The sequence below is a fragment of the Nonomuraea fastidiosa genome (assembly GCF_042751225.1).
Classification (GTDB): Bacteria; Actinomycetota; Actinomycetes; order Streptosporangiales; family Streptosporangiaceae; genus Nonomuraea; species Nonomuraea fastidiosa.
Genome location: NZ_CP170570.1, coordinates 8163460 through 8178807 on the forward strand (window position 1 = coordinate 8163460; position 15348 = coordinate 8178807).

At 72.2% G+C, this 15348-nt stretch carries 11 protein-coding genes and 1 pseudogene; 8 read left to right on the forward strand and 4 right to left on the reverse strand.

What is annotated here, in order from left to right:
• Positions 1-135 precede the first annotated feature (135 nt).
• From ACFMQL_RS37860 to ACFMQL_RS37880, 5 genes are all read left to right on the forward strand, one after another.
• Positions 136-897 (forward strand): helix-turn-helix transcriptional regulator, encoded by a 762-nt coding sequence (locus tag ACFMQL_RS37860; RefSeq protein WP_364069179.1) that lies wholly within the window; start codon positions 136-138, stop codon positions 895-897.
• Between the two features lie 1012 nt (positions 898-1909).
• Positions 1910-3448 carry a TIGR02677 family protein gene (locus tag ACFMQL_RS37865; RefSeq protein WP_364069177.1) on the forward strand — a complete coding sequence of 513 codons (1539 nt, stop codon included), beginning with the start codon at positions 1910-1912 and terminating at the stop codon, positions 3446-3448.
• Positions 3445-4692, forward strand: coding sequence for a TIGR02678 family protein (locus tag ACFMQL_RS37870; protein WP_364069175.1), 1248 nt, complete (start codon positions 3445-3447; stop codon positions 4690-4692). Before ACFMQL_RS37865 ends, ACFMQL_RS37870 begins: the two co-directional genes overlap by 4 nt.
• Complete coding sequence (locus ACFMQL_RS37875; RefSeq protein WP_364069173.1) at positions 4689-8948, forward strand: TIGR02680 family protein; 4260 nt, start codon at positions 4689-4691, stop codon at positions 8946-8948. The genes ACFMQL_RS37870 and ACFMQL_RS37875 overlap by 4 nt, the downstream gene beginning before the upstream one ends.
• Entirely contained in the window at positions 8945-10267 is a 1323-nt protein-coding gene (locus ACFMQL_RS37880; protein WP_364069171.1) for a TIGR02679 family protein, read from the forward strand. The genes ACFMQL_RS37875 and ACFMQL_RS37880 overlap by 4 nt, the downstream gene beginning before the upstream one ends.
• Before the next feature lie 122 nt (positions 10268-10389).
• Here the strand turns inward: ACFMQL_RS37880 and ACFMQL_RS37885 are convergent, their stop codons facing one another.
• Positions 10390-10746, reverse strand: coding sequence for an SDR family oxidoreductase (locus ACFMQL_RS37885; RefSeq protein ID WP_364069169.1), 357 nt, complete (start codon positions 10744-10746; stop codon positions 10390-10392).
• A gap of 225 nt (positions 10747-10971) precedes the next feature.
• The gene (locus tag ACFMQL_RS37890) at positions 10972-11538 is read right to left on the reverse strand and encodes a TetR/AcrR family transcriptional regulator (RefSeq protein WP_364069167.1); all 567 of its coding nucleotides are present in this window, start codon (positions 11536-11538) and stop codon (positions 10972-10974) included.
• A 41-nt stretch (positions 11539-11579) separates the two neighbouring features.
• Between ACFMQL_RS37890 and ACFMQL_RS37895 the strand changes: the two genes are divergently transcribed.
• The 3 genes and pseudogenes from ACFMQL_RS37895 to ACFMQL_RS37905 all read left to right on the forward strand — a co-directional run.
• Positions 11580-11954 carry a darcynin family protein gene (locus ACFMQL_RS37895; RefSeq protein ID WP_364069165.1) on the forward strand — a complete coding sequence of 125 codons (375 nt, stop codon included), beginning with the start codon at positions 11580-11582 and terminating at the stop codon, positions 11952-11954.
• Positions 11955-12031: 77 nt separating this feature from the next.
• Positions 12032-12301: a GlsB/YeaQ/YmgE family stress response membrane protein gene (locus ACFMQL_RS37900; RefSeq protein ID WP_364069163.1), complete on the forward strand. Its 270-nt coding sequence runs from the start codon at positions 12032-12034 to the stop codon at positions 12299-12301.
• Between the two features lie 73 nt (positions 12302-12374).
• Positions 12375-12590, forward strand: a pseudogene (locus tag ACFMQL_RS37905) (Clp protease N-terminal domain-containing protein); the annotation flags it as partial.
• A 6-nt stretch (positions 12591-12596) separates the two neighbouring features.
• Here the strand turns inward: ACFMQL_RS37905 and ACFMQL_RS37910 are convergent.
• Together ACFMQL_RS37910 and ACFMQL_RS37915 are read right to left on the reverse strand one after the other, a co-directional pair.
• Positions 12597-12827: a hypothetical protein gene (locus ACFMQL_RS37910; RefSeq protein WP_364069161.1), complete on the reverse strand. Its 231-nt coding sequence runs from the start codon at positions 12825-12827 to the stop codon at positions 12597-12599.
• Positions 12828-12875: 48 nt separating this feature from the next.
• On the reverse strand, positions 12876-15338 hold the full coding sequence (locus ACFMQL_RS37915; RefSeq protein ID WP_378789610.1) for a glycoside hydrolase family 2 protein: 2463 nt from the start codon (positions 15336-15338) through the stop codon (positions 12876-12878).
• Positions 15339-15348: the final 10 nt, after the last annotated feature.

The following is a 15348-nucleotide window of genomic DNA, read 5'->3' on the forward strand; positions in this document are numbered from 1 at the left end:
CACAGAAGGCCACCGGCCGCCGCTGTGGACGGCACTCATGCTGGCCGCCCGGCCGAGGCGTAACCAGGACCGGTATCGTCCTGGGATGGCCCGATACCACCCTGGGAACCGCCAGACGTCGGGAAGGGGACGATCATGCCCGAGTCCACCGGCCGCGCGCTCGGCGACTTCCTGCGCTCCAGGCGGGAACGCCTGACCCCCGAGGCGGTGGGCCTGCCGCCGCGCCCCCGCCGCCGCGCACCCGGCCTGCGCCGCGAGGAGGTGGCCGAACGCGCGGGCATCGGCATCGACTGGTACGTACGCCTCGAACAGGGCCGAGCCGTCACCCCCTCCCTCACCACGATCGACGCCCTGGCCGCCGCCCTCTGCCTCGACGAGACCGAGCACGCCCACCTGCGCACCCTCGCCCGCCACCCCACCCGCCCCGCGTTCACCAGGGAACAGGCTCCGGAGGGCACCGCCCGCCTGGTGCACAGCCTCGACCGGCCCGCGTACGTGACCGGCCGCCGCTGGGACATCCTGACCGCCAACACCGCCGCGACCGCCCTGTTCACGGGGCTCGACCGCCTGCCCGCCGACGACCGCAACGTCCTCGTCTACCTGCTGCTCACCCCGATGGCCCGCGAGGTCTTCGGCGAGACCTGGGCCGCCCAGGCGCGCCACACCACCGCCCAGTTCCGCGCCGCGTACGACCTGCAGGCACCGGACGCGGCCTTCACCACGCTGGCCGACCGTCTGCGGCACGGCTCCCCCGAGTTCCGCCGGTGGTGGAAGGAGCACGATGTGGCGAGCGGTGGGGCGGGCCGGAAGATGCTGCACGGCCACGCCTACGACTACGCCACCTTCCAGACCAACGAGGACCCGGCCCTGCGCCTGACCGTCTGCACACCCCGCTGACCGCGACCGGGGCCATGAGCGGGACCGCTCGGCCCTGCGGAACCGGCCGGTCACCACCGGCACCCCGTAGGCGAAGGCCGCCGCCGGCGCGCGGGCGGACAGGGCCAGGGCCACGAGCAGCGGCATGTGCGGCAGCCGCCGCAGCGCCACCAACCCATGACGCCCTGCGTGCCGGCATGGCCGCCACCCGCCTGCGGCCCGGCCGCGATCACAGTGATCGCGGGGAACACCACGGCCCTACGTCACCGTGAACGCCGCCGGTGCCACCACGCTCCAGAGAAGGGCGGCCCGGCTCGACCGGATACGACCTCATCCGCTGCGCCTCACGACCAGCTCCCCGAGCAGCGGCGAAGTGACCACGGCGGCAACCGGGTCCAAGAGCAGGCACACCTCGCAGCGGAAATGATCAGCGGCACCAGCCGCGCGGCGGCGCCGAGACACGCGCACACGACGACATCCGGCCGTAGCGGCCGCGCACCAGACATCCCGACCGCAGGGCCCACCGCACACGCACAGCAGACACCCCGATCACAGCACCGTCCCACACGCGCGACAGACACCCCGATCACAGGGCCACCGCACACGCACAGCAGACACCCCGACCGCAGCACCGTCCCACACGCGCGACAGACACCCCGATCACAGGGCCACCGCACACGCACAGCAGACACCCCGACCGCAGCACCGTCCCACACGCGGCGGCAGGCGTCCTGGTCTTCCCTGTTCTTCCACGGATCGCCGCTGTCGCAGCGCCGTTGACAGTCCGCCTTCTCTCACAGAAACGGTATTTCGGCCGTCATGGACACCGGTACTGACGTACGGTTCGCAATTAGCACCCCAACACCCCAACACCCCAACAAAAGGCATTTGTCGTAATTCGAAGAACATTTCGAGTCGTATCGCCGGCCCGAAAATTGTCAGTGCCGATGCCTATCGTCGAGCCGACGTATTTCTCCAGCAGGTGGGTGACTCATCACCGCCGGCCGACCCTCACGAAAGGCGGACGGGAACATTGGAACAGGACGATGACGTCGACGCGTCAGGCGAGCCGCGGGCGCGGCTCGACCTCTATCGTTACGCCACCGCCGACGTCGCGCACGACTACATCGCGCTGATGCGGCTGTTCACCGGCACGCTTCTCACGGACCTGTCAGCGTCGGAGGCAGCCGTTCTCCTCGCGAACGAGGGCATCACGCTCTCGGTCGACGAGGTGGAGGCCCGCTGCCGGCAGCTCATGGAGTGGGGAAATCTGACCCGGTCAGGCCGTGACGCGCGGGTGGCGACGGTCGCCGAATGGCTGCGCTCCCGTTCGCGTTATCAGGTGTCGAAACTCGGCGGACGCGTGCACCGCCAGATCGAGGAGGTGCTGTCGGCGACCGACGGCGCACGGGAAGTGGCCCGGGAGCTGCTCGGCGGCACCGTCGAGGTGCTCGACCGGATCCTGCGGCGGCTCTCCCGAGACCACGACATCGACGCCGAGGCGCTGGCCGCCGACGTCACGACGATCTTCAACAACCAGAGACTGTTCATGGAGAGCGTCCGGGACTTCTACGCCTACCTCCATCAGGTCCTGTCCCGGTACGACCTGTCGGGCGGAGAGTACTCGGCGTTCAAGTCCCTTCTCCTCGAGTACGTCGACCTCATCACGGCCGACGTCGCCCGGCACGCGCCGGCGGTCGCCGCCCGGCTCAAGAGGATCGTCGCCGATCTCGACCGGCTGCTCACGGCCTTGGCCGCCCTCCCCCGGCTCACCGGTCCCGACGGAAGCCCCGCCGAGCGCTCGCCGGGGCGGACGGCGGCCGAGTGGCAGGAGCTGATCTCGTGGTACGGCGGTGAGGGCGGACGGTCGGGTCCCGCCCAGCTCCGAGCCGCCGCCGAGCAGGCGCTCGGGCAGCTTCTCGCCAATGCCAAGCGCATGCTGGCCGCCTCGCGGACAGGCGTGTCCCGTCGTGACGACTTCCTGCGGCTCGCCGCGTGGTTCGCCGAAGCCGACACCGAGACGGCGCATCGCATCTTCGCCGCCGCTTTCGGCGCCTACCCGGCGCGGCACCTGCTGATGGGGCCCGATGAGGCGGGAGTGCGCGCCACGGCCGGCACCTCGTGGTGGAAGGCGGACCCGGTCGAGGTCCCGGTCTCGCTGCGTGAGCGCGGTGACAGGGCCGCGCGGGGCCGCACGGCGCGCGTTCCCGACCCGGGTCTCGATCGCGAACGGCTGATGGCCGAGGCCGAAGAGGAGGCGAAGCGCAAGAAGGGAGCGGCGGCCGAGTTACTGGCCGTGGGCGATCTCAGCGGTGCCACAGTGTCGCGCGCGGCCCGCGACCTGCTGCTGGAACGGCTCTCGGCGCTGCTCGCGGCGGCGCACGACCTGACCGTCCCGGTCGTCTCCCAGGACACCGACCTGGGCCTGATGCTGCTCGCCGCGCCGCTTCCCGGCGGTGGGACCACGGTCCTTTCCGACGACGGCCGGCTCACGGTTCACGACCTCGCCCTGCGCGTCCTGCCCCCTGCCATGCCCGACGCCGACGCCACACAGACGGGAACCGACGGATGACCACCGCAGCTCACGACGCCGACGAACGTCGCATGGCGGCCCGTGCCCTGCTCGCCACCCCCATACTCACCGCATCGCGCCACAGTGAAGAGCTCGCGCTCGTCCGCCGGCATGCGGCCGCGCTCAAGCCGATGTTCGGGCAGCTCCTCGGATACTCGCTGGTCGTCCAGTCCGGCTTCGCCCGGCTGACGAAAGGTCCGCTGCCGGCGGAGGCTCCGGTCCGTCCTGCCCGCCGGGCCTCCGGCAGCGAGTTCACGCCCCGTACCTACACCTATCTGGCGCTGGTCTGCGCCGGGCTGCTGGCCCGCGACGTCGGTGAGCAGGTGCTGCTGTCGCAGCTCGTCGCACAGATCCGGGCGGACGCGGTCATCGCGGGAGTGACGATCGACGACACCTTGGCCGAACGTCGCGACCTCGTCGCCGCCATCAACCTCCTGCTCGATTGGGGTGTCCTGGCCGAGACGGACGGCACGGTGACGGCGTGGGGCGAGCGCCGTGAGGAGGCGCTGCTGACGATCGACCGCGGGCTGCTTCCCCATCTCGTCTCCCGTCCCCTGCACACTCTGGAACGTTCCGAAGATCTGTGGGCCGCCGATCCCGACGAGCCCGAGCCGCCACGCCGCACGCTGCGCCGCAAGCTCGTGGAGAACCCTCTTGTGCATCGCGGCGACCTCAGTGACGCCGAGCACGACGTGCTGCGAAGGGAGCGCAGCGAGCTCACCCGTGTCCTGGAGGAGAGCTTCGGCTTGACGCTCGAGGTGCGCGGCGAAGGAGCATTGGCCTACGACGCCGACGGGCGGCTCACCGATGTCGCCTTCCCCGGCGGCGGCGCGACGCGGCAAGCCGCACTGCTCCTCATCGAGGCTTTGATCGGCGCCCTGGAACCACAGGGGGGCGAGCAGGTGACGGTCGGCGGCCGCACCGTGCCCGGCGTGCTCGCGCCGTGGCCCATGGTCGATGACGAGCTCGGCAGGCTCGCGCGGGCCCACGCCTCCGCCTGGCGCAAAGACATCCTCGACGACCCGCTCCCGTTCCGGGAGGAGGTGGCCGCCCTGCTGCAGGCCGTGGGCCTGGCCGCCATCACGACCGAGGGGCTGGTGCTGCACCCCGCCGCCGCGCGCTACCGGCCCTCCGTGCGCCTGGCCCCTCCGGTCACGCGCGCCAAGCGCCGCCTCGGTGACGACGCGCGGCAGCTCCCATCCCCCTTGTTCACCGTCGACGACGAAAGAGGAGAACCCGCATGACGCCGCTGTCTCAGGCCGCTGACGGGCTCGCCGCCGTGGCGCAGACGCCCGCCCGGCACCATCCGTTCCGGTGGCGGCTGCACCGCGCGGGGATCGTGAACGTCTGGTACTACTACGACACCGAGTTCGCCTTCTCCGGCGGGCGACTGGTGTTGCGCGGCACCAACGGCTCGGGCAAATCCCGGGCGCTGGAGATGCTGCTGCCCTTCCTCCTCGACGCCGACCGCCGCAAGATGGACGCGACGGGAGCAGGCCGCGTCCGCCTGGAGGACCTCATGCGGGCGGGCGGCGAGGAGCAGCCGAACAGGGTGGGCCATCTCTGGCTGGAGCTCATCCGGCACCCGGACGACGCGAACGGTCCCGGCCACGCGACCCCTCCCGAGTTCCTGACGCTGGGCGCGATGGTGCGCTTCGCCCGATCCACCGGAGAGGCGAAAGCGTGGTATTTCATCACTCCCCTGCGCGTGGGGCGGGATCTCGTCCTGCTCGGGGCGGACCGCACTCCCCTGTCGCGGGACGATCTGGCCGCGGCGATCGGCGCCGACCGCATCACCGACTCTCCGGAAACGCATCGCGAGCGCGTACGCGCCGCCGTGTTCGGGCTGACGGGTGAGTCGGGCCGCGAACGTTTCACCGGTCTCCTCCAGCTGCTGCGTACCCTGCGCTCGCCCGACGTCGGCAACCGGATCGAGGAGGGCAGGCTTCCGCAGATCCTGTCGGACGCGCTGCCGCCGCCGAGCGATGCCGCGCTGTCTCGCGCGGGCGAGCAGCTCGACGGCCTCTTGGAGACGCGTACCGCGCAGCAGCGGCTGGAGGCCGCGCACAAGGAGGTCTCGGGGTTCCTCGGCAGTTATCGCCGGTACGTCGCGGGCGTTTTGAGCGAGACGGCCGAGACCGTTCACGCCGCCGCGACCACCGCGGAAGCCGCCGAACGGAAGGCCACCGAAGTGTGTGACCAGCATCGGCGGCTGACCAGTGAGCACACCGACGCCGGCAGGCGGCTTGCGCAGCTGACCGACAGCGAGCGGGAGCTGCAGGCGACGGTCGAGGGCATCCGCGATTCGCAGGCCTACCGGGACGTGCGCGAGCTGGACGACCGGGAGAAGAGGGTGACCGCCCTGAGAAAGGCGGCGGCATCCGCCCTCGGCACGGCGAGCTCCGCCCGGGACGGCGAGGCCGACAAAGTACGCACGGCCGACGAGCGCGCCGCAGAGGTGACCGACGCGGCCCAGCAGGTCACCTCCAGCCTGGCAGAGGCCCGTGACCTGCTGGCGCAGGCCGGTGTGCACGCGGCCCTGCCGCAGGTCGCCTGCGTACGCGAAGACGGCGATCCCGGCAGCACCGAGGTGGTCCGGCTGTCCTTGGACGCCGACCCGGCACCGGTGACCCGCCCGGTGCCGGCACGGATCACCCTGACGCCCACCGACCTTTCCGACGCGATCGGCCAGGTGGCGCGTGCCGAGGAGGCGGCGAAGCGGCGCCTCGCACACGCGGACGCCCGCCGCGTGCAGGCGCGTGAGATCGACGAGCAGGCACGCGAGGTGGAGGCGGCCGACAAGCGGGCGTCGCAGGAGGAGCAGCGGCTGGCCGATGTCAGGCAGGAGGCCGAGGAGGAAGAGCAGGCGCTTGAGCGGGCCGCCGCCGATCTTCGTGAAGCGTGGCGCGCGTGGATCGCCCACGAGACGACGGAGAGCCTGCTGGGCGAGGTCGACTGGCGCTCGACCGCTCTCGGGCCGGTGCTCGACGACCCCGGCGTGCTCGTCGTCCCCGGCGTGCTCGACGACGCCGGCGTGCTCGTCCCCGGCGACACCGGCGAACCCGATGAGACAGGGGAGCTCCTGGCCGAGCTCGACCATGTCGCCTCACAAGCCGCCATCGGCGTACGCGACAAGCTGTCCCGTTCCCGCGCGCTCCTGGACGCCGCGCAGCAGGCGGACGACGAACGGCGCGATCAGCTGGAGGCCGAGCGCGAGGCGCTGCGCGCCGCACGCGATCCCGAGCCTCCACGGCCGCACTGGACACGTCCCCCGTCCGCTGACGAGGTGCCTCTGTGGCGCGTCCTCGACTTCGCCGCCCACCTCGACGAGGACCAGCGCGCCGGCCTTGAAGGTGCCTTGCTGGCGTCGGGTCTGCTGACCGCGACGATCACCAGGGCGGGAAGCGTCGTCGCCTCCGACGGCCGGCTTCTGGTGAGCCCCCACGGCCCGGTGGCCGCCCACCCGCTGACGGAGGCACTCGTCGTCGACGCCGACGCACCTGTGCCGGTGGAGCTGGTCCGGGACGTGCTCAGCCGGATCTCCTGGGGTGATCGTGACCATCCGACCTGGGTGGACGCCGACGGCGCCTGGGGCAACGGGCCGCTGACGGGACTCCACCGCACGGCGGCGGCCCGCCACATCGGCGCCGCGGCCCGCGCCGCGGCGCGGGCGGAACGGCTCGCCGAGATCGACCGCTCCCTGGCCGCTCTGGCGGACGCGGCCGCCGCGCGCGCCGCCAGGCGGCAGGAGCTGGACCTCGACCTGCGGGCACTGGAGACGCACATCCGATCGGCTCCGCGCAGCCGGCCGGTCCAGAGCAGGCGCGACGCGCTGCAGAGGGCGCTCAAGCGGGTGAAGAAGGCGGAGGAGGCGAGCCGCAAGGCCCGGGAAGAGGCGGCCAGACTGCGCCACGAATGGACGCAGGCGGTCTCCTCCCACCGCGAGGCGTGCGCGATTTTCGGCCTGCCCGTCACCGTGGACGCGCTCGACGCCGTACGCGAGCTGCTCCGGCGGGCCGAAGAGCGGTGCGGCGCCACCCGCCGGCTCATCGGGGAGCTGCGGCACCGTGCCGACCTGCACGCCAGAGCCGCGGCGCGGACGCGCGCCGCCCGCGATCAACGACGCGAAGCCGAGGCCGCGGCCGAGGATCAGTGGGCCGACTGGCACAAAGAGGCATCCGCGGTCGCCGCGATGCGAACCGGCATCGAAGCGGCGGCCCACGAGGTGCACGCCCAGCTGAACGCCGCCGAAGCCGAGCTCGCCACGTGCCGCCGCGAGCTGACCGAGGTGGGTAAGCGCATCGCCATGCTGGCCGAGCAGAAGGGCACCGCCGAGGCTGAAGCGCGTGCGGCGCACGAGCGCGCCGCACGCGAACGACGCTCGCTCGCCGGCGCCGTCCACCGGCTCGCCCGCCGGCTGGCGCTGCCCGGGGTGGCCGCCGCGGCGGATATGCCGCCGCACCCGGATCTTCCGCCGGCCGACGCCGAGCCCGCCGCTGTCAAGAGCGCCGTCCAGGCCCTGCTGACGGCGCTGAAGCGGCATGGCCCGGCCATCGACGAGAACGCGCTCATCCACGCGCAGCAGAAGGCCGAACGCGAGCTTTCCGGCGGCTTCGATGTGATCCCCACGGTGAACGACGGCGTCAGGCTGATCGCGATCGTCGACGGAAGCGGTGAGCGTTCACTGCCGGAAGCCGCGGCCGAGCTGAGCCGCCAGTGCGAGGAGGGCCGGCTCGCGCTGAGCGATCGGGAGCGGAGGGTCTTCACCGAGTTCGTCCTCGGAGGCGTCGCCGAGGAGCTCCGCCGGCGCCTGCTGCAGGCCGAGACCCTCATCAAGGCGATGAACGCGAGTCTGAGCGGCATCAGCACCAGCCACGGCATCGGCGTCCGGCTGCGCTGGAGCCTCGCCGGGCACGCCGGGCCCACCGTCGAGCGCATCCGCGCGCTCGTGGCCGTCGCCGACGACGTCCGCTCCCCCGAACAGACGAAAGAGCTGACCGACCTGCTCAAGGCCCGCGTCGATGAGGAGTTCGCCACGGACCCGACCGCCGGGTACGCGGCCCACCTGCGGTCCTCGCTGGACTACCGGGCGTGGCATGAGGTGGAGGTCATCATCACCGGTCCCGAGCCGGGCCGGGAACGGAAGATCAGCAGGCGGGCCAAGCTGAGCCAGGGCGAGACGCGGTTCGTGTCGTACGTGACGCTGTTCGCCGCCGTCGACGCGTATCTGTCCGGATTGCCGGACACCAAGAAGGCGCTGCGCCTCATCCTGCTCGACGACGCCTTCGCCAAAGTCGACGACCCCACCATCGGCGAACTGCTGGGGCTGCTCGTCCGGCTCGACCTGGACTTCGCCATGACGGGCCACGCGCTCTGGGGATTCTTCGCCCAGGTCCCGGCTCTGGACTGCTACGAGATCAGGCGAGGGGAAGGGACGGCCGCCGTGACCACGCACATCCACTGGGACGGCCGTAACCGGCATCTGCGAGCCGCCCGATGAACCCGTCCACCGCCGCTCCTGCCCTCCCTGAGCGCACGCGCCGCTATCTCTCGCACGCCGGCCTGGCTCCGCTGTGGACGGCCGTCCGGACGAAGCTGGAACGCGCAGGGCTCGCCGTCACCGGAACGGTCGCCGTGACGCTGGAGGACGATGGCGCGGCCCTGCTCTCCGGACTGCTGGGCCGGACGATCACCGCGGGCCGGGTCCGCGTCTCCCTGCCCGTGCTCGATCAGGTGCTGCGAGGCTCGGCCGCCGAAGCGGGCCTGGTCACCGTCGTGGCCCAGCTCACCGGCGGCGACCTGGTCGACCGCAGGGCCGCCCGCGAGCAGACCAGGGCCTCGTGGGCGGGCATCTGGCAGCGCCTGGACGCCGCCCTCGCGTCCGCCGGCCTCGCCGGCGCCGCTTGGGCTCCGGCGTTCGTCGAGGGGGTGCGCCGCTCGGGGATCCTGACCAGAGCCGGCATCGACGCCGCCTCGACGGCGATCCCCCGGTTCGCAGCGGTGCTGCGCGAATGCGCCGCGGCGGAGGTCTTCGACACCGCCGTCGTGCCCAGGCCCGGCTGGGAGCTGGCCGAGCTCGCCGGGCGCTGCCTCGGCGACGCGCACGGCCTGGACGACGGCGAACTCACCGCATCGCTCCTGCTCCGCGCGGCCGCGGCCGCGTTCGGCGTCGCCACCCCCGGCACCGCCGAGGAGCGGCGCGAGCTGTGGATCCGCTTGGGCGTCACCCCCGATCTCGTCTCGGGGACCGCCCTGGTCTTCCGTCTCCGTCCTCCCGGTACCGGTCCCTGGCCGGAGATGATGCGTGCCCGCGCCGGCATGGGCCTGGCGACCCACCTGACCCTGCACGAGCTGCGCGGCGCCGCGCTCGGGGAACGCCTGGCCGCGCCCGGCGCCGAGGTGTTCGCCTGCGAGAACCCGCAGGTGCTGCAGGCCGCGGCGCGAGCCGGCGTCACCACTCCCATGGTGTGCCTCGCGGGAAATCCGTCCCTCGCGGCCTGGGAGGTCGTGCGCCGGCTCGTGGACGACGGCGCACGTGTCCGCTACCACGGCGATTTCGACTGGCCGGGCGTGGCGATCGCGGCGCGTCTGTTCTCGATCGGCGTGGAGCCGTGGCGGATGCGGACCGGCGACTACGTCGAGGCCGCGGCCGCCCTGGCGGCGGACTCCGTGCTCACCCTCACCGGCACCCCGGTCCCCACTCCCTGGGAGCCGGAGCTCATGGAGGCCATGCGCCGGCACGACCTCGCCATCCACGAGGAGACGCTCCTGCCGGCCCTGCTGGAGGATCTGGGCGCTGATGACGCGTCGCCTTCATGACGTGGAGAATCCTCAAGCAGCCGAGAGGTGTTCGGCTCTGGCGCCGGGGCGCTTTTCATCCGCCCCATCCCCCGAGCTTTCGGGTCTCGCCGAAAGCAGCCGGCACCGGACGGCAGGGCTCGTCAGATCTGCTTGAGGAGGCCGCCATCGACGGCGAAGTCGGCGCCGGTCGTGCCGGCCGAGCGGGGTGAGGCGAGCAGGGCGATCACGTCGGCGACCTCCTGGGGGGCGATCAGACGGCCGGTGACCGGCTTCATCATCTCGGGTGCGGCCTTGTCGAGGACGCTGTCGCGGTCGGCGCCGATCGCGGCGGCGATGATGTCGGCCGCGCCGCTGAGCGCGTCCAGCTCGGGGGTGCTCTTCCGTGAAGCGGCCACGATACGTGTGCCCTCGGAGAGGAGGGTACGGGTGACGGCCAGGCCGATGCCCTTGGAGGCGCCGGTGACGACCGCGACCCTGCCGGAAAGCTGGAGATCCATATCTTTTCCCTCGTGGTGATTTCGTCCGTTCGAAACGGACCGTGAACTCGCGCGATAACGCTGAAAGCAGCGGTGTGACGAGGGCTGGCGCACATCAGGCGAGCATTTCTCGCTGAAATCTGACCTCGCTTTTCGGGTGTGCGCAAGGGCGGCTATCACGCTTTTCCCGGCTACCTATCGCGGGGGCTTTCGCCGGCCACCTATCGCGGGGGTTTTGGCGGTCGCCTATTGCGGGGGCAGGAGGGCGTTGATGAGGGCTTGGGCGGCGGCGTCGGTGCGGGTGGTGTCGTGGGTGGCGTAGCGGTCGAGGAGCAGGCCGCGGAGCCCTGACACCAGGGCGGTCGCGCGGGCCTCGGCTTCCGCCTCGTCAAGGCCGATGCGTACGAAGGCGGCGGCCAGTGGCGTCACCCATGCGGTCACCGCCTCCTGGACGAACGGCCGGTAGTGGTGGCCTGGTGCGGTCGCGAGGGCCATCGTCTGCAGCAGCAGCTTGACGTTGCGGCGTTGGGCGCCCTCCGCACTGTCCTGCCAGAGCGCGAAGGCCGCCTCGCGCAGGCCGGCGGCATCGCGGACGGTGCCGAACAGGGCGGGCACGTCGGGGCGGGAGGCGGCCAGCGCCTGGCTCAGGAGGTTCTCCTTGGTGCCGAAGTAGTGGACGAGCATGCGGGCGCTCGTGCCGATGGCCTCGGCGAGCCGCCGTAGCGAGAACTCGGCGACGCCGTGCCGGTCGAGGTGGTCGATGGCCGCCTCGATGAGCCGCCTGCGTTTCTCCTGGTCCGCCGCTCGCGCCACGCGTTGACTGTAGCAGGTGTTACATGTTTCAATGCCGACCCATGAGTGAAGCACCTGTTACAGGAAAGGGCGGCGCCGGCCGGACGTACACGATCTTTCTGCACTTCACGGCGCTGCCCGCCTGGCTGGCGCTGACCAGGAGCGAGCGCGGGGCCGTGATCGAGCGGCACGTACGGCCGCTGCTCGAGCGGTACGCCGGCACCACCCGGCTCGACTGGTTCGACGCCGAGGCGTGGAGCGCGAGCCCCACCGACGTCGCCGTGGTCACCACGACCGACATGGGCGACTGGTACGACCTGTGGGAGGGGCTGCGCGACACTCCCCTGTTCGGCGTTCCGTACTTCCGGCACGAGCAGACGATCACCACGGTCGGCGACGGCTTCGCGGACTACGAGCGGCGCAACGCCCCTTCGTGACCGGCCGTGCAGGAACCGCGCCGGGGCGGCGTTCGTTCCCAGAGCAGACGCACGTGTGGGACTCGGGAGGTAGACGCGTGGAGATCACCGGCATTTTCTCCGGCCTCATCGTCGGCATCGTCATCGGCGCGCTCGGGCGGCTCGTCATCCCCGGACGGCAGCGCATCCCGATCTGGCTCACGATCGTGATCGGCCTGGTGGCGGCCCTGATCGGCACCGCGATCGCCACCGTTCTCGGCGTCGCCGACACCTCGGGCGTCGACTGGATCGAGCTGGGCATCCAGGTGGCTCTGGCGGCGCTCGGCGTCTCGCTGACGGCCGGCACCTACGGCAAGCGCCGCACATGACCGGCCACGAGGGTCCGGCGGCCCCACGCCGACGCCTCGGTACGAGGCCGCCGTCGAGGAGGCGGCGCGCGTCGCGCGTTCCATGGGCCACGCGTACGTGGGCGCCGAGCACCTCTTCCGCGCCCTGCTGCGCGACCGTGACGCGGTGCCCCCCAGCTGCTCGCCGGGATGGTCGAACCGGGCGAGCCGGAGGCGAAGCCGCTCGCGACGATGGAGGGTGACGGGTATCGCACCCCTGCCACTGAGGTCCTGGTCGACGGGCAGGTACGTCCGCGGGCCCGCGCGGTAGGTCCCGTCACGGGTCTTCCGGCGTGATCACTTCGCCTTTGCGGACGTACGGCCACGGCCCCTCGCCGGTCTTGATGTTGACCCAGTCGCAGTTGTCGCGGTCCCCGTCTTCGTCCTCGAACCAGCAGTCCAGCAGGGTGTGGGGGCGGCCGCCCCGCGCGAAGCACGCGTAGTACGCGCGGCCGCCGATCTCGGACGCCTTCCTGGTCTTCGCGGCTCCGACTTCCTGCTTCGCCATACGCGTGAGCCTACGAGCCGGATCACCGATGACGGGGCCTGCGTACCGCTACGGCTGAGCGGCCACCAGGTCGTTCGCGCTCCGGAGCACCGGCGGGGCGGCGAACGCGTCCGGGCGGGCGTCCACGGCGCCCCGGACGGCGATGGTGACGCTCTCCCCCGGCAGGAGCGTGACGAGGCCGTCCTCGGCGACCGCGTCCGGGTCGAGCGCGTCGGCGAGCAGCACGAGGTCGCGGACGAGGGTGGCGGCGCGGATCGTCACCGCCCACCCGTCCGGGGTGCGCTCGGCGGTGACCTCGGTCTCCGGCGCGTGCAGGGCGGAGTCCCGGTAGTCGGTGAAGAACCAGTGCGCGCGGGCCCCGCTGAAGGTGGCGACGAGCAGCTCGCCGGCGGCGTCTCCGGGCAGGGCGAGGCGCGGGCCGCAGGCGTGGCGGGCGGTGCCGCGCGCCGGGATGTCGAGCCGGGCGGTCTCGGTGGCCGGCACGGTCCCGTCGTAGCGGCGGCGTTCCAGCGTGAGCGTGCCGCGCCAGGGCTCGGCGGTGTCGTTCACGGCGGTCAGCACCAGCCCATCACCGTCCGGCTGGATGGTGAGCAGGCGGTCGGCGTGGGCCTGGCGGAGCGCGTACAGCAGCGGCTTGCGGCGGCCGTAGCCGTCCACCGCCGCCCAGGACGTGACGGGCCAGCAGTCGTTGAGCTGCCACACCACGGTGCCCGCGCACAGCGGGGTGAGCGAGCGGAACCACTCGATGCCGGTGCGGACGGCGGCGGCCTGGTTGAGCGACATGGCCCAGTGCCAGTCGCGCATGTCACGGGGCAGCTTCAAGTGCGGGAGGAGGCCGTTGGTGAGTTTCGTGTTGCCGCGCGCGGCCTTCTGGTGGACGAGCATGCCCGGCGACTCGGGCGTCAGCGGGTCGTCGGAGATCGACTCGGTGAGCGTGGCCCAGGTGGGCGGGCCCTGCCAGCCGAACTCCGCCACGAAGCGGGGCCGGTAGTCACGGTAGTGCCGGTAGTCCTTCTCGTTCCAGACGTCCCAGATGTGGACGGTCCCGTGGACGGGATCGTTCTGCCGCTCCTCCCGCGCGGGGTTGAACGGGCTGCCCGGCGTGTACGCCACGTGCGGGGCGAGCTCGGCCACGATGGCCGGGAGCAGCTCGTAGTAGTAGCGCTCGCCCCAGGTCCGCCCGTCGAGCCCGGCGTCCCAGCCCCACTCCTGGCGTCCCCACAGGTTCTCGTTGTTGCCGTTGAACAGCACCAGGGAGGGGTGCGCGCCGAGCCGGGCCACGGCCTCACGTGCCTCGGCCTCGATCTCCGGCCACAGCGGCTCCTCCTCGGCGTAGGCGGCGCAGGCGAAGAGGAAGTCCTGCCAGGTCAGAATGCCGCGCGCGTCGCACTCGGCGTAGAAGTCCTCCTGCTCGTAGATGCCGCCGCCCCAGACCCGCAGCAGGTTGATGCGGGCGAACTCGGCCTGGTCGAGCCGGTGGGCGTAGCGCGCCCGGTCCACGCGGTGGGGGAAGGCGTCGTCGGGGATCCAGTTGGCGCCGCGGATCAGCACGACCTCGCCGTTGACGGCGATGCGGAACGGCGTGCCGTGCTCGTCCGGCTCGGTCTGCAGCTCGACCGTGCGGAAGCCGATGCGGCGCTCCTGCGCGTCGAGGATCTCGCCGTCGTGCAGCAGCTCCACGCGCAGGTCGTGCAGGGCGGGGTCGCCGTGCCCGCGCGGCCACCACAGCGCGGCGTCCGGGACGGCGAGCTCGATCGTGGCCTGCTCGCCGGTCAGGGGATGCACGGTCTCGCGGCCGGCGAGCGTGACGCGCAGCGCCAGGCCGGCGCCGCCGGCGGTGCGTTCGACGGCCGCGTTGACGACAGCGGTGGGGACGCCGTCGCGCACGATACCCGCCACCCGCAGCTCGGACAGCGCCGCGACGGACCAGGTCTCCAGCACGACCGGCCGCCACAGGCCGCAGGTGGAGGTGTCGATGCCCCAGTCCCATCCGAAGGCGCAGGCCATCTTCCTGATCGCGTTGTACGGGTGGTGGTTGGTGTGGGGGCGGTAGCCGATCTCGACGCTGGCGGCGTCGGCGGCCCTGATCGAGGAGGTGAACGCGACGGTCAGCTCGTTGGCGCCGGCGCGCAGCAGGCCGGTGACGTCGAAGCGGTGGCTTCGGTGCATGTTCCTGGTCGTGCCCAGGAGGTGCCCGTTGAGCGTGATGGCGGCGGCGGTGTCGATGCCCTGGAAGAGGAGTTCCTGGCGGTCGCTGCCGTCGGGCCGCCAGCGCAGTTCGTGGCGGTAGGTCCAGTCGGCGGCGCCGATCCAGCCCTGGGTGCGTTCGTTGTCGTCGAGGTAGGGGTCGTCGATGAGGCGGGCGGCGAGCAGGTCGGTGTGGACGGTGCCCGGGACGGTGGCGGGGATGGGGCCGTGGGCGCGTACGTGCTCGGGGAAGCGGCCGGCCGCGCCCGGCTCGAGCGTCCATCCTCCGGTCAGGGCGGTGCGGGTGACGCGTGCGGTACTCATCTGATCTCCG